At 53.7% G+C, this 16765-nt stretch carries 15 protein-coding genes; 6 read left to right on the top strand and 9 right to left on the bottom strand.

Translation table 11 applies throughout. From position 1 onward, the window contains the following. Nucleotides 1-40 precede the first annotated feature (40 nt). The 6 genes from CBE73_RS20835 to CBE73_RS20810 all read right to left on the bottom strand — a co-directional run bounded on the left by CBE73_RS20835 (nt 41) and on the right by CBE73_RS20810 (nt 7918). The gene (locus CBE73_RS20835) at nt 41-1066 is read right to left on the bottom strand and encodes an acetyl-CoA carboxylase carboxyltransferase subunit alpha (protein WP_094095877.1); all 1026 of its coding nucleotides are present in this window, start codon (nt 1064-1066) and stop codon (nt 41-43) included. After that, nucleotides 1056-1961 (bottom strand): acetyl-CoA carboxylase, carboxyltransferase subunit beta, encoded by a 906-nt coding sequence (gene accD / locus CBE73_RS20830; protein ID WP_094095876.1) that lies wholly within the window; start codon nt 1959-1961, stop codon nt 1056-1058. The genes CBE73_RS20835 and accD overlap by 11 nt, the downstream gene beginning before the upstream one ends. 70 nt (nt 1962-2031) lie before the next feature. Beyond that, nucleotides 2032-2220: a glutamate decarboxylase gene (locus tag CBE73_RS20825; RefSeq protein ID WP_094095875.1), complete on the bottom strand. Its 189-nt coding sequence runs from the start codon at nt 2218-2220 to the stop codon at nt 2032-2034. A 136-nt stretch (nt 2221-2356) separates the two neighbouring features. Next, nucleotides 2357-3019 (bottom strand): MgtC/SapB family protein, encoded by a 663-nt coding sequence (locus CBE73_RS20820; protein ID WP_373286407.1) that lies wholly within the window; start codon nt 3017-3019, stop codon nt 2357-2359. Between the two features lie 272 nt (nt 3020-3291). Further along, nucleotides 3292-3774 (bottom strand): phosphatidylglycerophosphatase A family protein, encoded by a 483-nt coding sequence (locus tag CBE73_RS20815; protein ID WP_094095873.1) that lies wholly within the window; start codon nt 3772-3774, stop codon nt 3292-3294. Nucleotides 3775-4141: 367 nt separating this feature from the next. Beyond that, nucleotides 4142-7918: a DNA polymerase III subunit alpha gene (locus CBE73_RS20810; protein ID WP_094095872.1), complete on the bottom strand. Its 3777-nt coding sequence runs from the start codon at nt 7916-7918 to the stop codon at nt 4142-4144. Nucleotides 7919-8190: 272 nt separating this feature from the next. Here CBE73_RS20810 and CBE73_RS20805 point away from each other — a divergent pair, with 272 nt between their 5' ends. Together CBE73_RS20805 and CBE73_RS20800 are read left to right on the top strand one after the other, a co-directional pair. Further along, complete coding sequence (locus CBE73_RS20805) at nt 8191-8520, top strand: YtrH family sporulation protein (RefSeq protein WP_094095871.1); 330 nt, start codon at nt 8191-8193, stop codon at nt 8518-8520. Between the two features lie 3 nt (nt 8521-8523). Continuing rightward, nucleotides 8524-9009, top strand: a complete 486-nt coding sequence (locus CBE73_RS20800; protein ID WP_094095870.1) for a sporulation membrane protein YtrI — start codon at nt 8524-8526, stop codon at nt 9007-9009. A gap of 56 nt (nt 9010-9065) precedes the next feature. On the opposite strand, the gene CBE73_RS20795 is transcribed toward CBE73_RS20800, so the two are convergent. The 3 genes from CBE73_RS20795 to CBE73_RS20785 all read right to left on the bottom strand — a co-directional run bounded on the left by CBE73_RS20795 (nt 9066) and on the right by CBE73_RS20785 (nt 11394). Continuing rightward, on the bottom strand, nt 9066-10403 hold the full coding sequence (locus tag CBE73_RS20795; RefSeq protein ID WP_094095869.1) for a DRTGG domain-containing protein: 1338 nt from the start codon (nt 10401-10403) through the stop codon (nt 9066-9068). A gap of 271 nt (nt 10404-10674) precedes the next feature. Next, entirely contained in the window at nt 10675-10959 is a 285-nt protein-coding gene (locus CBE73_RS20790; protein WP_094095868.1) for a hypothetical protein, read from the bottom strand. Nucleotides 10960-11046: 87 nt separating this feature from the next. After that, nucleotides 11047-11394: a YlbF/YmcA family competence regulator gene (locus tag CBE73_RS20785; protein ID WP_094095867.1), complete on the bottom strand. Its 348-nt coding sequence runs from the start codon at nt 11392-11394 to the stop codon at nt 11047-11049. A 196-nt stretch (nt 11395-11590) separates the two neighbouring features. Between CBE73_RS20785 and CBE73_RS20780 the strand changes: the two genes are divergently transcribed. From CBE73_RS20780 to CBE73_RS20765, 4 genes are all read left to right on the top strand, one after another. Next, entirely contained in the window at nt 11591-12958 is a 1368-nt protein-coding gene (locus tag CBE73_RS20780) for a YheC/YheD family endospore coat-associated protein (protein ID WP_094095866.1), read from the top strand. A 45-nt stretch (nt 12959-13003) separates the two neighbouring features. Continuing rightward, complete coding sequence (locus tag CBE73_RS20775) at nt 13004-14152, top strand: YheC/YheD family endospore coat-associated protein (protein WP_094095865.1); 1149 nt, start codon at nt 13004-13006, stop codon at nt 14150-14152. A 108-nt stretch (nt 14153-14260) separates the two neighbouring features. Further along, complete coding sequence (locus CBE73_RS20770; RefSeq protein WP_094095864.1) at nt 14261-15640, top strand: YheC/YheD family endospore coat-associated protein; 1380 nt, start codon at nt 14261-14263, stop codon at nt 15638-15640. Further along, complete coding sequence (locus CBE73_RS20765; RefSeq protein WP_094095863.1) at nt 15637-16752, top strand: YheC/YheD family endospore coat-associated protein; 1116 nt, start codon at nt 15637-15639, stop codon at nt 16750-16752. Before CBE73_RS20770 ends, CBE73_RS20765 begins: the two co-directional genes overlap by 4 nt. Nucleotides 16753-16765 lie beyond the last annotated feature (13 nt).

Here is a 16765-nt window from a genome sequence, read left to right as displayed (position 1 = left end):
TTTGTATAGGAAATTTGTCATTGACTTCGCGATTTCCGCCTTATTCTCCGCCAGTTACGGCAGATTCGGACGGTTGATCGGAAATCTCTTCCAATTGCTGCTGAACAGCTTGTCTTTCGGCGAATTTACCAATTTTACGGAATTTGGCATAACGGTCATTCAATAGCTCGTCTTCGTCCAAAGCGGACAGCTCTTCAAGATGACGGACAAGCGCCTCTTTAATCACGGTTGCCGTCTCTTCGTATGAACGATGGGCGCCCCCGCGAGGTTCCGGCACGATCTCTTCAATCACTTCCATCTCCAGCAGGTCTTTGGCCGTTATTTTCATGGCTTCGGCCGCTTGATCCGCTTTAGAAGCATCCTTCCAAAGGATGGAGGCTGCGCCGTTAGGCGAAATAACGGAATAGATCGCATTTTCCAGCATCAGTACCCGGTTGCCGACCCCAAGTGCAAGCGCTCCACCGCTGCCGCCTTCGCCGATAACCACGCAAATAACCGGAACCCGAAGCAAAGCCATTTCTTTCAGGTTACGGGCGATGGCCTCCGACTGGCCGCGTTCTTCAGCTGTAATGCCGGGATAAGCGCCTTTGGTATCGATAAAAGTGATAATCGGCCGACCGAATTTATCGGCCTGCTGCATCAAACGAAGCGCTTTGCGGAAGCCCTCCGGATGCGGACTGCCAAAGAATCTGGCAATGTTATCCTTCGTGTCCTTGCCCCGCTGCTGTCCAAGCACGGTTACCGGAACGCCGCCAAGCTTGGCCAGCCCTCCGACAACGGCCAGATCATCGCCAAACAGCCTGTCCCCATGCAGCTCGATAAAGTCCGTAAAAATAAGCCCGATCAAATCGAGCGATGTAGGACGCTGATGATGCCGGGCCAGATGCATTTTCTGTGAAGGGGAGATATTGCTGTATACTTCCTCTTCAAGCTGGCGATAACGTTCCTCAAGCCTTGCAATCTCTTCGCTGAAGTCAATTCCTTTCTCAGCTCCGAACTGCTGCAGCTCTTCAATTTTCTTCCGCATTTCTACAAGCGGCGCTTCAAAAGGCATTTCACCCGCCAATTGCATTTCCTCCCTTCACACCATGCAAGTCAAGCAGCTTGGACAAGGTCGTTTTCAGCTCTTTGCGGTGGGTCACCAGGTCAAGCTGACCATGCTGCAGATTAAATTCAGCCGTTTGGAAGTCATCCGGCAGCTTCTGGCGAATCGTCTGTTCGATGACAATCCGGCCGGCAAATCCGAATACCGCTCCAGGCTCGGCGATAATAATATCCCCAAGCATAGCAAAGCTGGCGGATACGCCTCCCGTGGTTGGATCCGTAATCACCGAAATATAAAGACCTCCGCGTTCATGATAACGAGCCAGCGCCGCGCTGGTTTTGGCCATTTGCATCAGACTCAGAATACTTTCCTGCATCCGTGCTCCGCCCGATGTCGAGAAAATAATCAGCGGCAGATTGTTCTCGGTTGCCGCTTCGATCGCGCGGGTAATCTTCTCGCCGACTACAGAACCCATGCTGCCGGTAAAGAAATCGAAGCTCATCACGGCAAGCACAGCCGGATAACCGCCGATCAATCCCTGACCGGTAACAACCGCTTCGTTCAAACCGGATTTCAGCTTCTGCTGTTCCAGCTTGGAAGCATACCCCGGAAACTCCAAAGGATCCAGAGATTCCAGATTCTCATCAAACTCCATAAAGCTGTCTTCGTCCACCGTATAGCGGATGCGTTCCCATGCATTCAGGCGCATGTGATAACCGCAGGAAGAGCAGACCTTAAAGTTCTTCTCCAATTCCTTGCTGTATTGAATGCTGCCGCACTTCGGACATTTATTCATCAAACCTTCAGGAATTTCGCGTTTTGGACGTTCGCCGGCCTCTTCCGTACGGCCTTGTCCCAAACGTTCTGAAGGCACGGTCGCGTATTTTCTTTTCTTCTGAAACAAATCTTTGAACAAAAGCTACACCTCTTCAGCCGTTAATGTATTGGCCGCATCTTGCAGTTCATGCGATCCTCAAACGTTCATGTTACGGATGCAGAATCAAATTGAGCACTTCCTGCACTTCCTCAAGCTCGCCTGACGGAACCAATATTTCAAAATGCCCCTTAGACATATTCACTGGACGGACGTGAACCAGAAACCCTTCTTCCGAAAGCCTGTGTTTGATCATTTCTGCCAGCTTGGCAGTAGGAGCAATGTAAATAACCGTCCACATTATTGTTCGTGAAGCCCCCTTACAAACGTTCTGAACCCGAATAATAGAATTATGATAACATAATTTTCATTTTTCCCGCAACAAACTCACCCTTGGTCAAACGGGGCGGAGCAGGTCTGCTTCCAGTCCGGCGCCGCTATTCCAGCTCCGCTTTCCGCACATCGGAGAGCTCGCTCAGCAGCGCGATCAGTTGATCGGGAGGCATTTCTACCTTCCATTTGACCACAGCCTCGAGAGATAACCCGGTTTCCAATTTTTCCATCGAAAAAGTCGTCACCTGGATATGCTGCTCCTTAAGCTTATTCAACAAACGTTCCGCCGCACCTGCTTCATTTTGCAGAAGCACATGGATTTTTTCACTTCTCGGGGTAGCCAGACTCTTCCCTCCAAACCGGCTGTGCATCAGAACCTGGCCTACGAAAATAATTAGCGTCACTCCCAAGCCAATCCAATATAAACCGGCCCCGACCGCCATGCCGATGCCTGAGGTCGCCCAAATACCGGCCGCGGTGGTCAATCCTTTGATCGTCTGTTTCTGCATAAAAATCATCCCGGCTCCAAGGAAGCTTACGCCGCTTACCACGCCTGCCGCAATCCGTGAAGGATCGACCGACAAATTCTCCCATCCCACCTGATCCTGAAATCCGTATTTGGAAATGATCATCATTAAGGCAGCTCCGACCGCAACCACAAAATGGGTGCGCACCCCGGCTTCTTTCATTCGATTCTTGCGTTCATAACCGATGATCACTCCGCAAATTCCGGCCAGCAGCACTCTTAACAGCAGCTCATACTGCATCATATCTACACCATCCTCACCCTGAAACCGCCCTTTATTTCTCAAGCATAGGAACAACGAAAATGTCTATCGATGTGCCTTTTTTGTGAAGGCGAACTCGTTTCTGCTGCTATTTACCGGCAATATAAAATCGCCCGGGTCCTGAAAGTTATACTTGTTTCTATCTTAACAAAATCAGTGTCCTTTGTTGAGCTGCCGAGCCTGTCCATCAAAGCCGGCAGCAGCCGGGCGGGCTGAATCTGCATTCAGTCCCCGGCCTTGGATTAAATTCATCAGAGATACTGCTTGGCATTCTCGTTATTATGGGCAATACGTGCCGATGCCGCTGCGGCAATTCCTGCGACCAGATCGTCCAGAAAAACATGGATACTATCCGTTTGATCATTCAAAATCCCGATAATCCCCGGCTTTACCTTGTCCAAGTAACCAAGACTCGTCAAGCCGATCATACCAAACAGGCTGGTAATGCCAAGCGCCATCGTTTCGTCCACCCCGTACAGCGGTTCGTCGGCTTCAAGAATCGCCTGCAGCGGTTCGGGCAGCTGCCTCTTCTCCGCCAGCTCATCCAGTGCAATCCCCGTAAATAAGGTGTACTGGACCTCCCTTTTACCCAGGACCGATTTAACGCTGTCCAAACATTCTTCCTCTTTCAAGCCCGGATGATAGGGAAGCTGGAGCTGGTACACGATTGAAGCAATAGATTCCAGACTGACTCCCCTTCTGCGCAGCTGGGCTTCCGCCAATTCGTAGGTCATCTAATCCCTCCCGCAGCAAATGCGTAAAGTACGCTGTTCAAATCACCGGACATCGTCCCGGTCTTTGTCCTTGCGTGTTCCTAAGTGTATGCGCGGAGAGTGGAAAAAGTTCTTAAAACCTGATCTTTGAAATGTCCATTTTCATGTGAAAAATGACGCAGAGCTTTCGCCCTTATCGCCTACTGGCGCCTGCCCATTATAAGGAAACCGCAGCCGGGCGGCCTATATTGTATAGGCTCTGCTTGGCAGAAGAAACGGCCTTCCGGAGCTTAACGGAAGGCCGTCGATCATATCCGTTTGCGGCGGATACCCGTGTCCGACTACGAGTCGATCATACATAAGCCCGGCGGCTATTTGATTCGGATCGTTATTTGATTCGGACCGTGCCTGCGCCGAGCAGCTTCTCCATCGCCTGGATCAGCTCAGGCGATGGTTTGATGCGGTAGCGCTCGCTGAGCGCGAGCAGCCGGCCGCTGCTCTCGTAGAACAGCACCGTGGGCAGCGGCCCCGGGTGCTGCTCCAGCAGCTGCTTGAGCTGCTCCAGCAGCCGGGCGTCCTCCGCCGCCGCGGCAATCTTGATGAAGACGCGCTGCCCCTGCGTCTTCACGCCCTGGCCGCCTGCCCCGCGGGAGGCCGGCGAAGCCGCCGCCCCGCCTGCGCGGGCGGCGGAAGCAGCGCCAGCCGGCCGTGCCGCGGCCGGGCCGGCGCTGCCTCGGGCCGGTCCCGCCTGCGGACCGGCCGCTGCACTTGTCCGGGCGCCTGTGGCAGGCCCGGACCCCTGCCCCGCGGGCGGCGCCGGGCGGCTGCCCGGGCCGGCGCCGGCGCTGCGCGCCCGCGGGGCCTGGGCCGCGCGGCGGAGCCTCGCGAGGCCATCGGCTTCAAGCTGCGCCACTTCGTCGGCCAGCAGCTTGAAGCCCTCGTCCTGCTGCTGCACCGTCGCCCGGACGGCCAGCAGCGCCCCTTTCTCCACGAGGTTCCGGCTTCTCGCCCACACCTCGGGGAACAACACAACCTCCACGCGTTCAACCTGGTCTTCCAGCTCCATGAACGCCATCGGCTTGCCTTTCTTCGTCGTGATCGCCTTCAGCGAAACGACCATGCCGCCGACAACCGTCCGGGTCTCGTCCGGTGCTTCCGCCAAATCCATCAGCTTGTCCACGCCTTCTGCAGACAGCAGCTCTTCATAATCGTCGAGCGGATGGCCCGACAAATATAAGCCGAGCAGCTCCCGCTCCAGCGACAGCTGGTCTGCCGCAGGCAAACGCGGCACCTCGGGATATGGGATCTCCCAGTTGACCGTCTCCACGAAATCAAAGAACTGGATCTGCAGATCCTCCCGTTCCTTGCGCCATTTGAGCGCGGCTTCCACCGCTTCGTCCAGCATCGCCAGCAGCTGGGCGCGGTGGCCCGGCAAACTGTCAAACGCGCCGCCCTGAATCAGCGACTCAATGACGCGCTTGTTGCACACCCGCAGATCAACGCGGCGGCAGAAATCAATCAGGCTTTCGAACGGCTTCTCGGCCCGCTCGCGGATGATGCTCTCCATCGCCTGGGTGCCGACATTTTTGATCGCGGCCAAGCCGAATCGGATCACGCCCCCGCCTTCGTTAGGCCCCGTTTCGGATGAAGGCCCGCCTGGAGCCGAAGCTTCGGACTCGGCGCCCGTATGCCCGGCGGCGCTGCGACGCGGCGTAAACAGCACGCCGCTGTCATTGACGTCCGGCGGAAGCACTTTAATGCCCATACGGCGGCATTCGAGAATATATTCCGCTACCTTGCGGTGACTGCCCATCACGGCCGTTAGCATGGCGGCCATAAATTCGACCGGATAATGCGCCTTCAGGTAGGCGGTCTGGAAGGCAAGCACGCCGTAAGCGGCGGCGTGGGCGCGGGGAAAACCATAATCCGCAAACCGGACGATCATATCATAAACGGCGTTCGCATCCTGCTCGCTGTAGCCCTGCTTAAGGCTGCCGGCCACAAAATGCCCGCGTTCCTCGTCCAGCACCTCGCGTTTCTTCTTGGACACCGCTCGCCGCAGCAAATCCGCTTCGCCCAGCGAGAACCCCGCCATATTGGAAGCGATCTGCATGATCTGTTCCTGATAGACGATAATGCCGTACGTATCCTCCAGAATCGGCTTCAGATCCGAATGCGGATACTCCACCTCCAGCTGGCCGTGTTTACCGCCGATATATTTGGGGATAAACTCCATCGGGCCCGGACGGTACAGGGCAACAACAGAAATAATGTCTTCAAATTTCGACGGCCGCAAATCCTTCAGCACCCGCCGGATTCCTGAGGATTCCAGCTGGAAGATGCCCGTTGTTTCCCCTTTGGACAGCATCGAATAAGTCAGAGGATCATCGTCGGGAATAACCCGGAAATCCGGCGACTTACCTTCCAGACTGACAATCCAGTTCATACATCTTTCGATGATCGACAAAGTACGCAGACCCAGAAAGTCCATTTTGAGCAGGCCGATCGACTCCAGATTCTCCATCGAATACTGTGTCAAAGCGGCCACTTCGCTCCCTTCCTGCAGCGGAACTGCATCAGTGAGCGGATCGCGGGAAATGACCACGCCGGCGGCATGAGTGGAAGCATGCCGCGGCATGCCTTCGACCTTCATGGCCATGTCCAGCAGCTCCCGGATTCGTAGCGAGGAGTCATAGAGCGCTTTAAGATCGGGGCTTTCCTTAAGCGCGCGCTCAAGGGTAATACCCAGATGGGAAGGAATCAGCTTCGCCACCTTGTCCACTTCTCCAAACGGGACGTTCAGCGCCCGTCCGACATCCCTCACAGCCGCCTTTGCCGCCATTGTTCCAAATGTAATAATTTGCGCCACGTGTTCAGGGCCGTATTTCCCAGCGACGTAAGCAATGACTTCATCCCGGCGCTCATCACTGAAGTCAATATCAATATCGGGCATCGTCACCCGCTCCGGATTCAGGAAACGTTCAAAGAGCAGATTGTATTTCATCGGATCTACATCCGTAATATGCAGCGTGTAAGCTACCAGACTGCCTGCCGAAGATCCCCGCCCCGGTCCGGTAGCGATGCCCTGTCTGTGGGCAAAAGCAATGAAATCCCAGACGATCAGGAAATAATCAGAGAAACCCATCCGGTCGATGACGCCAAGCTCAAATGCGAGCCTTTGCTCCAGCTCGCCGCGCTGTTTCTCATCCTGCCAGCGATCCAGCTTCGCATAACGCTCCTCAAGCCCTTTGCGGCACAGCTCTTCCAGATAGCCGGCTGCATCCGTGCCCTGCGGCAGCGGACGGTATTCCGGCAGAATCGAGCGTCCAAATTCCAGTTCAAGGCTGCACTTATCTGCAATGACGGCTGTATTGGCAACCGCTTCGGCCCACTGCGGGAACAGCCTGGCCATTTCGTCCTGGCTTTTCAAGTAGAGCTGGTTAGTCGGAATTTTGAACCGTTCCTCGTCCTCGACATTTTTGCCGGTGCCGATACAAATCAGTACATCCTGAACATCCGCATCCTCCCGCTGGAGGTAATGCACATCGTTTGTAGCCACCAGCTGCACGCCAATTTCGCGGGCCAGCTCCACTAGCAGCGGATTGACCTTTTTCTGCTCCGGCAGGCCGTGATCCTGAATTTCGATATAGAAATCCTCGCCAAACACTTCCTTGTACCGCAAGGCAGCCCGTTTGGCCTCCTCATGATGTCCATGCAGCAAATGCTGGGGCACCTCTCCCCCCAGGCAGGCGCTGAGCACGACAAGCCCCTCGCTGTGCTGCTTCAGCACGTCCCAGTCAATCCGGGGTTTATAGTGAAAACCCTCCAGGTGTCCAATGGAGCACAGCTTCATCAGATTCCTGTACCCCTGTTCATTCTTGGCCAGCAGAATAAGATGATAAATCGGCTGATCCTTCCGGCTGCCGCGCTCCTTCCGTGAGTCTGCGGTAAAATAAGCCTCCATACCAATGATCGGCTTGATCCCTTTCGATTTGCACAGCTTGTAGAAAGGAACCGTCCCGTACATCACGCCATGATCCGTCAGGGCCAGGGCATTCATGCCGTATTCGGCCGCCTTGTCCACCAGATCCTCCAGCCTGGCCGCGCCGTCCAGCAGACTGTATTCGCTGTGCACATGCAGATGCACAAAACTTTCGCTTGTCATCCCTTTCCCTCCCCGCCGCGGCAGCCGCCGCGGTAATTCGTAGTTCTTCCATACCAGATGGTTATATAAAACGAACGGACATTAGCCCGTTATTTATAGACATATCCTTCGCCCAAATAAGCGGCATTCGGACTCCACCTTCGGCTTCTTCCTTTTCCCCGATAGGCACATCCGTTCCTATTAAAGATTTTATCATATAAGAGCACGGTTCGCCCATACAATGGTATAAAAGCGCTCCGGACAAGCGGGGCTGGAGAGGAGAATCCGCCACTATGAGCTCATTTATGACCAAAGCCATCCTTGATTTCTTTATTGCCTTCGGCATCGTTCTGGGAGGCGCGATGATCGGAGGCATCGGGGCTGTCATCTCTCTTCAGCCTCCTACCCAGACCATGCTCGACGTTTCCGACCGGATTAAAATCTGGGCGCTCGCTGCCGCCGTCGGCGGAACCATAGACCCTATGCGGGTCATTGAAAGCAATTTTTTTGATGGAAATCTGTCGCCCGCTATCAAGCAGATTTTATATATATTGTTTGCTTTTCTGGGCGCCCATATGGGCTCGGAGCTTGTGAAATGGGTGTGCGGAGGGAGCCGGGGATAACGTATGAGAGTGCCGCAGTTTGACCGTTTTCGTCCCTTTATGCAGCTTGCAGGCGTCTTTGTGCTGGGCATGCTGGCCGGAAGCCTTGTCTACAACTCCCTGTACCATGCTGCCTACAACCGGATCTGGACGGAGAAAAAAGACCTGCAGATCGAATTGGAGCAAGCCAAAATTGATCTGCAGGCTATGAAGAAATACAGTCGGCGCCAAACCGCAATCAAAGAGATCAAAATCACAATTGAAGAACATGATCCGCCTTTTGATTCCCTTGTGGTTAAGGAAGTGACGCAGAAGCTGCAAACCGAGCTGAACGTTCTCCGGGGGCGGAATATGTATGATATCGACAGCGACGCCAAAATGACGCGCATCCTGTTAAACCAGAAGAGATATGTGGTCCGGGACAAGGAGTACAGCATTCAGATCAAAACGATGCTGGTCAGTGAAGGCGTGCTGCAGGTCTGGGTGGATTTAAAAGCAGCCACTCCGTAAATCCATCTCATCCCTCTGAAAAATCGAACAGCAGTCTGCCGCTGCCGGCTCCCTTGTCAGCCATGATCGATCGACTGCAGCGTCATTACCGCTTTGGCTGCAATGCCGTCATGGTGGCTCATCTCGATTTCAAGTTTGCATGTTCTGCGGCTGACCTCAAGCACAACCGGTGTAATCACGATCTGATTCTCAATCTGCAGCGGCCGGATGAAATAAGTGGTCATGTTATCTACCACATAACCGCTTCCGCTGAGATCCTTGGCTGCCGCCAGCCCGGCCTGGGTCATTAAGGAGGACAACACGCCCTCCGATATCGTTCCCAGGTTGGTCGCCATCTGCGGCGTAATGATCCCGTGGAAAAATAAATGCCCGTCCGCCCCGCGCTCCTCGGCGAAACCGTTCCACATCAGCTGCTCAAATGTCTCGCCAAGCTGCGGCTGATTCTGCGCGTCCCGCATCGCTTGGAGAACTTCCTTGCGGGTGACGGAAGACACCAGCTTCCGGTTACGGTCCACGATCGGCAGAAAGTCAATGCCTTCCCAAACCATAATTTGCGCAGCCGAAGCAAGTGAGGTCTGCAGAGCGGCCGTGATCGGACTGCGTGTGAGATATTTTTCAATCAAATGCTCCAGATCCGCTTCTTCAAGGTCCTTCTGGCTGACAATGCCGATAACCCGGTTCCAGTCGTCCGTGACCGGAAACCGCGACTGTCCGGACTCAGCGGCCAGCCGTTTAAAGTCGGCCACAGAGCTGGTCGTCTTCAGGAAGCTGACCTTTCTCTTGGAAGCCGTGACAATATCTTCGATCAGCATAATCTTCTTCTTGATAATCCGGTCGAAGATCGCCCGGTTGATCATGGAAGCTACTGTAAACGTATCGTGACGCGAAGAAATAATAGGCAGTGCCAGCTTGTCCGCCAGCTGCTTGACCTCCCGGCTTGTGCCAAAGCCGCCTGTAATCAGCACCCCCGAGCCTTGTTCCAGCGCCAGAATATGCGCATCCTCACGGTTGCCGACAATCAGGAGACTGCCCGCGTCTATGTAACGAACCATCGCATCGATCTTCATCGCGCCGATCACATATTTGTGCAGCGCTTTGCCAAGCCCTTCATTCCCCCCTAGCACATGACCTTCCACAATTTCGGCCACATCGCCGAAAGAAAGCTGGTCGCTCAAGTTGCGCGGCTTCTTCTCCACGCGCACCGTTCCGATCCGTTCCTTCGTAATGACGATGCCTACATTTTCCGCTTCTTTTACAGCCCGATAGGCGGTGCCTTCGCTGACGCCAAGATTTTTGGCCAGCTTGCGTACCGAAATCTTAGTACCTACCTTCAAACCCTCTATATATTGGAGCAGCTGCTCGTGTTTGGTTATGGTTTCTTCGTGTCCCTCCATCTGTTATCCCTCCGGACGCAAATCTGTACTAATCTGTATCTATTATAGCATCATTAGCCGCATCCCGAAACCAAAGACACCAACCGGGCAAAATACATAAAACGCACAAAAAGCCCTGCTGTCCACAAAGGACAACAGGGCTTGGTCTTAATAAGCGTTCAGCGAGTTTAGCGAGTTCTTCAGCAGGTTCTTCGGTGAGTTCAGCTCGCTCGGCGAGTTCAGCAAGTTCAGAAGTTTCGAAAGTCTAGCAAATTTAGCGGATTTAGCAAGTTTACAAAGTCCGGCTTTGCTTGCGGTCTTTGGACCACTTGAGCTGCCACTCCCGCAGCTTGGCCTGACGAATCCATTCAAGCTGCTTCTTGTTCTCCGTATCGACTCCCAGAATGAAATGAAGATGAGCGCCGATCACCAGAAAAGCAAACAAAGCCCAAACCGCGCCGAACCACGACACCCAGCCACTGCCCGGTGCAAAAGAAATCATCGGCAGCGCATACAGCAGCATAGCCAGCGCAACCAGCATGTACAAAATATGCTTTACTTTCCCCCAAATTGTCATCCCTAAACACTCCTTCGCTAGAAATCTATATTTCTAGTCTATGAAGCTTACGGACAAATATGAGAGTTTACTTGAAAGATTTAGATTTTACAGATTATTGGTACCGTACAAGTCCTGCAGGCTGTCCGAAATAATCTGGTTCACATCCTGAATGATCACGCTAAGACGGCGCTCCGCATCAAACAGGCGGCGGATGTTCAGGTTCAGGCTGAGCGTATCAAACAGCTTCTCCATCTGCTCCATTTCCTCTTGGGCAGGCATATCACCGGACATCATCCGCTGCTGAACCTCCATTTGACGGCTGCGGAAATCCTCCAGCATCCGTTTGCTCTCAGGATCGGCATCCACCAGCTTCATAGCTGCGTTAATTTCCTCTACTTCTTTGCTTTCTTTCAGCGCTTTGGCAAGCCCGTGGGCCTGATCGTAAATGTTCATGAATGACATCTCCTCTATTACCTTAGTCTTTGGCATTATACCGTACCCGCTGACCTGAAGCAAAAACCCCGGGCAAATTCATCCCCGAGGCTAATCACCAAGGTAAAAATGTCCTCATATGATGAAATACATGCAATCATGCAGGTCGTGCCATCAGTATAAAGTGACCAGCCTCAGGTTGGAAGGAGAACGTCAAATGCCCTCCATAAAACTACCCATTAGAATCATGAATCCGGGCTTACTCGGAGACAGCGACATTGTGCTTGGGGCAGCAGCGGTAAAAAGGATGAAAATCCCCTCCCAGACACCCATCCGGATGTTATTCGGCTCTTTTGAGTACTACGTCAGAGTTATCCCGCAAAGCAAAGCAACCAGCTTGCGCATCAGTTCTTATCTGGCCGAAAAAATGGGCATTCCCCCGCAGACCGTGCTTCGCCTGGTGTATACGCCGAACTCGAGAACCCTGCATTTAGGACCGGTTGTCGGCGTGCTGATCAGTCGGGATTATCCGGGTAACCCGGAAAGGCCCTTCGGCCAAATTACCGCTTTCTGCAGGGAGATGACCGCCGCAGGCCAGAAGCAGGGAGCCTTTGTTTACTTCATCACTCCCGAGGGCATCGAGCAAGGTGTCTCCAGCATTAAAGGTTGGGTGTTCGACAAGGCCTGGCGGGCGAGAGAGTTCCCGGTAGCCGACGTTTATTACAACCGTCTGACTTCGCGGAAGCTGGAGAACAAACCAAGTGTCCAGCACTTTATGCATGAGGTTAAGAACCGTTACCGAAGCCACTTTTTCAATGAAAAATATCTCGACAAAACCGAAGTTTTTGATGCTCTGCAGAAAGACGGGCAGCTTGTCCGCTACCTCCCGGAATCTCATCTGCACCGAGGTTTGACCAGCCTAAAGAGCATGCTTGCCAAATATCCAATTGTTTTCCTGAAGCCGGTCAAAGGCAGTCTCGGTAAAGGCATTATCCGGATCCAGCGCATGCCGGGAGGCTCTTTTATGTCTCAAACCACCCAGGAATATGGAGTCCGTAAACAAAATCATGACAGTCTGACCAAGCTGCACAACGCTTTAGCCGGCAAAATGAAGACGACCCGCTATCAGATCCAGCAGGGGCTCCACCTGATTGAAATGGCTAAACGCCCCGTTGATTTCCGCGCACTGGTACAGAAGAACAATCGCGGCCAGTGGGCTGTCACCTCGGTCGTTGCGCGGATTGCCGGGTCCCAGCATTTTGTCTCCAATCTGGCCAGAGGTGGGACGCTCTCGACCGTTAAAGACGCGGTAGAACGCAGTTCTCTGCCAACAGCCATTAAACAGAAAGCCGGAGTTAGACTGCATAAAGCCGCCCTTGAAATCGCCCAGGGCATGGATGATCATTCCTCGGCCCATTTCGGCGAGCTGGGCATTGATTTGGCCATGGATCAATCGGGCCGGATCTGGCTGCTGGAGGTCAACTCCAAACCCTCTAAGAATGACAATACGCCTCTTGGCGACAACAAGATTCGTCCATCCGTCCGGCGGCTGCTCGATTATGCCAGTTACTTGTCGGGATATTGACAGGATGCCTCCGGGAAGACATCCGCAGCGAAAGGAGCCTCCAATATGGAATCTGGAAAGCAGGCTAAATCACAAGCACAACCAAAGAGAACTGGAACGCTCGGCATCTTGGTTGCGGCAACTCCGGACGGTCCGGCTCCTTTCGCCGAGTCGGGGTTTGCCCGGAAGCTTTGTCTTGCCGCATCCGGACACGGTTTAACCGCCTATGCCTTCACGCCCCGCGCAGAAACGGATGAAGATCAAATCACGGGTTATACGTTCCGGGATGGAAGCTGGGTGAACCGAAAGTTCCCGCTCCCGGACGTGGTTTATGACCGTTTCTTCAGCTCAGGAACGCAAAAATGGGAGAAACGAAGGCAGCTTGCGGCACTCGCCGAGAAACACAGGTTCCGCCTTCTCGGAAGAGGAACCGCCGGCAAATGGATCGTCTATGAGGCGCTTAAACAAAATCAGGAAATCGCCCCCTATTTGCCCGAAACCTTTAAATACGAAAATTTCAGACAATTAAAAGAACTGCTTAACCGCTGGCAAGGAGAGATATTTCTAAAACCCCAGTTCGGTACCCATGGCAAACTGGCGCTTCATCTTAAGGAACGTCAATTCGGAGAGCGGCGTGTGTACCTGCTGTCGGGCCGTGACATCAGCAACGAGGTCTTTCAGCACAGGTTCCATTCAGGCCGGGATACCGCCCGTTATATCGAATCGCTGCGACGGGGCAAACCTTTTCTAGCACAGCCCAAGCTGAGGCTTTCAACTCGTTCCGGGGAACCATTTGATATCCGGGTGCTTATGCAAAAAGGCAAAGAAGGCCAATGGTCGATGACCGGAATGGCCGCCCGGGTCGGCAAAGCCGGTTCTTTGACCTCCAATCTGCACGGGGGCGGCAAAGCCTGCCGGGCAGACCAGCTGCTGAGCCGTGAATTTGGACCAACGGCTGCCCGGTCGATTATCGCCAACCTTCGCCAATTGTCCGCCGTTATTCCTCCTTATCTGGAAGAACGGTTTGGCAGACTCGCAGAGCTCGGCCTTGATTTCGGTATTGATTCGGAAGCACGGATCTGGCTGCTCGAAGTGAATTCAAAGCCCGGCCGCAGCGCTTTCTTCGGAATCGGAGACAGCAGCGGAGCCAGAAAAGCCGTGGAGAATCCCGTGTTATACGCTTGTTATTTGCTGAAGCAACCTGAAACCAGTTGAAGCGGCTGAGATTTCGTAATGAAAGCTAACGCTTCAATTGAAGATTATTTGCCGCGTGTGTTCATGGAATATGGGCTTCGCGCAGCAAAACTCTTAGGAGGATAACCCATGAGTTTGACTTTCTGCAATGTGCACTTTACCCAGCAGCCCCAAAGCGTCGTCTATGTATCGGGCTCCCTGCTCAAAAAGCTCAAACTGAGCGGTAAAAAGAAGGTGAATCTGCGGCTGGGCGCTGACCGAATGTATGCATCCGTAAAGCCGATCCGCAAATCCGGTAATCATCTCTATCTGGCTTCAGGCGTACGGCGTGGGATTCGCGTTCCAAAAACCGGCTCCATCTTCCTGCGTAGCCTGAACCAAAACGACGAGGTGCAGATTGGACCCCTCATCGGCGTTCTCTCTGATGGCCCTACCTCCTCTGCCCAACAGCCGTTTGGCTCCCGGACCGGGTTCATCAAGTCGCTGCTTCGGGAAGGCAGCAGAATGTGCTATATTTTCGCCTTCACCCCGCGGGACATCAATTGGCAGGAAGAAACGGTCAACGGCTTTTTCCTAAATGAATCAGGCACCTTCTACCGCCAGCGGGTCCCGCTGCCTGACGTTGTTTATAATCGCCTGCCAAGCAGGAGAGCGGAAACCACCACATCGATTCAGCAGCTGCGGGAACGATTTATTCGCAGAAGAATCCCCTTCTTTAACTGGAGCTTCTTCAATAAATCCGATATCTACCGGCTGCTCGAACACGATGCTGCAGTAAATAAATATGTGCCGGAGTCCATCATTAATCCTACAAGCGATCAAATCAAGGATATGCTGGATCGGCATTCCATCGTGTATTACAAACCCAGCGGCGGGAGCCTTGGCAACGGTATTTACCGGATCTCCTATGTGCCGCAAACCGGTTATTTTGTCCGGTACCGCAGGAAATCAGGCAACGCGCTGCAGAAGTTCAGCAGCTTCGGTTCGCTAATGAGAACGCTGCAGCACCGCCATGGCCGCGGACTTCGCAGCTATGTGGTCCAGCAGGGAATCCGGCTGATCGAAGTGGACGGATGTCCGATCGACTTCCGCTTCCATATGCATAAGAACGGCCGCAATCAATGGGTAGTTGTCGGAATCGGGGCCAAAAAGGCCGGCAAAGGCAGCGTCACCACCCATATCAAAAACGGCGGCTCGCTGCTGACCCCGCAGCAGGCTTTGACACGCGCTTTTGGCGCGAAGAGCGAAGAAATGCTGCGGAGAGCCAAACAGGTCGCCGTGACTCTGGCTGAAAGCATCGAACAGCATCATAAGCATTTGATCGGCGAGCTTGGCTTTGACCTGGGCATCGATAAAGATGAGAATATCTGGATGTTTGAAGCCAATGCCAAACCTGGGCGCTCCATCTTCAAGCACCCGCAGCTTAAAGTGGAGGGCCGCGCCTCTATCCAGCATATTCTTGAGCATTGTATGTACCTTAGTAAATTCCGGAGGAGGGAGGAAGCATGAGCTTCACCAGCCAGGATGACCACAAACCGGTGATAGCGGTCCTGACGGTTGCTGATCCGGCCCGTAAATTTGCCGGTAACCACGCCAACTTCCGGGACATTCTCAAAACCGGCAAAGAGCTCGGTTATCAGGTGTATGTGCTGACTACCCGTGACCTCAAGCTGTCTGCAGATCAGGTACAGGGCTACACCTATCAAGCCGACGGCAAGCAATGGATCCAGCAGTCGTTCCCGCTGCCGGATATCATTTATAGCCGCATTCCCAACCGCGAGGAGGAGAAGAAAGGCGTCATCCAGCGGAAGATCAGTGCCTGCTTAAGCCACCCGCATATTCAGCTGTTTAACCCCTTTTTCTTCAACAAATGGAAGCTGTTCGGCTGGCTGAGAAAATCCAAACAGACGGCCGGGTTTGTACCTGCCACGAAACGGCTCGGCTCCCGGTCTTCACTTGCGGCTATGCTTGCTGAATATCCGCAGCTGTATCTGAAGCCTGAGAGCGGCAAAGCCGGCAAAGGCATCATGAAGCTCACCCACGACCCTCAGGATAAGAAACCTTACAAGCTGATTATCCAGGCTCCAAACCGGAACGTAATTTATAAAACAAGCAAATTCCCGCTGCTCTGGCGGCGAATTCGGCTTGAAACCGGCAAAACGCCTTACATCATGCAGCAGGAGATCAAGCTGGCCAGCTATCAGGGACGCCGCTTTGATCTGCGTGTGCTGGTGCAGAAGACGAGTCGCGGCTTCTGGTCCGTTACCGGTACCGGGGCAAGGCTGGCCGGCCGGAAGAGAATCACCACTCATGTCCCGCAGGGCGGCAGCGTGGAGAATCCAAAGGAAATGCTGCTGCCGGTCTTTGGCAGCGAGACAACCGAGGAGCTCCTGGAATTGACGCGAACCTCCTCGCTCGTCATTGCCCGCCAGATTGAACGGGCCTGCGGACACAAGCTTGGGGAAATGTCGATGGATTTGGGCGTGGATGAAGACGGGAAGCTCTGGTTCTTCGAAGCCAATTCTAGACCCATGAAATTCGACGAACCGCAGATCCGTCAAAAATCACTGCAGCGGCTGTTTCAATACAGCAATTATCTTTCCAAAACGAAAAAAGGGTGACACGCCCTCCCGG

It is taken from the genome of Paenibacillus physcomitrellae, assembly GCF_002240225.1.
In the GTDB taxonomy this organism is placed as follows: domain Bacteria; phylum Bacillota; class Bacilli; order Paenibacillales; family Paenibacillaceae; genus Fontibacillus; species Fontibacillus physcomitrellae.
The sequence above is the reverse complement of the archived record's forward strand: the minus strand, read 5'-3'. Positions and strand labels throughout refer to the sequence as shown.

Coding starts and splice junctions, on each gene's coding strand:
- CBE73_RS20810 (WP_094095872.1), bottom strand. CDS start 7,918: ATGACAAGCGAAAGTTTTGTGCATCTGCATGTGCACAGCGAATACAGT.
- CBE73_RS20775 (WP_094095865.1), top strand. CDS start 13,004: ATGGAATCTGGAAAGCAGGCTAAATCACAAGCACAACCAAAGAGAACT.
- CBE73_RS20820 (WP_373286407.1), bottom strand. CDS start 3,019: ATGCAGTATGAGCTGCTGTTAAGAGTGCTGCTGGCCGGAATTTGCGGA.
- CBE73_RS20780 (WP_094095866.1), top strand. CDS start 11,591: ATGCCCTCCATAAAACTACCCATTAGAATCATGAATCCGGGCTTACTC.
- CBE73_RS20795 (WP_094095869.1), bottom strand. CDS start 10,403: ATGGAGGGACACGAAGAAACCATAACCAAACACGAGCAGCTGCTCCAA.
- CBE73_RS20770 (WP_094095864.1), top strand. CDS start 14,261: ATGAGTTTGACTTTCTGCAATGTGCACTTTACCCAGCAGCCCCAAAGC.
- CBE73_RS20815 (WP_094095873.1), bottom strand. CDS start 3,774: ATGACCTACGAATTGGCGGAAGCCCAGCTGCGCAGAAGGGGAGTCAGT.
- CBE73_RS20785 (WP_094095867.1), bottom strand. CDS start 11,394: ATGAACATTTACGATCAGGCCCACGGGCTTGCCAAAGCGCTGAAAGAA.
- CBE73_RS20805 (WP_094095871.1), top strand. CDS start 8,191: ATGAGCTCATTTATGACCAAAGCCATCCTTGATTTCTTTATTGCCTTC.
- CBE73_RS20765 (WP_094095863.1), top strand. CDS start 15,637: ATGAGCTTCACCAGCCAGGATGACCACAAACCGGTGATAGCGGTCCTG.
- CBE73_RS20790 (WP_094095868.1), bottom strand. CDS start 10,959: ATGACAATTTGGGGGAAAGTAAAGCATATTTTGTACATGCTGGTTGCG.
- CBE73_RS20825 (WP_094095875.1), bottom strand. CDS start 2,220: ATGTGGACGGTTATTTACATTGCTCCTACTGCCAAGCTGGCAGAAATG.
- CBE73_RS20800 (WP_094095870.1), top strand. CDS start 8,524: ATGAGAGTGCCGCAGTTTGACCGTTTTCGTCCCTTTATGCAGCTTGCA.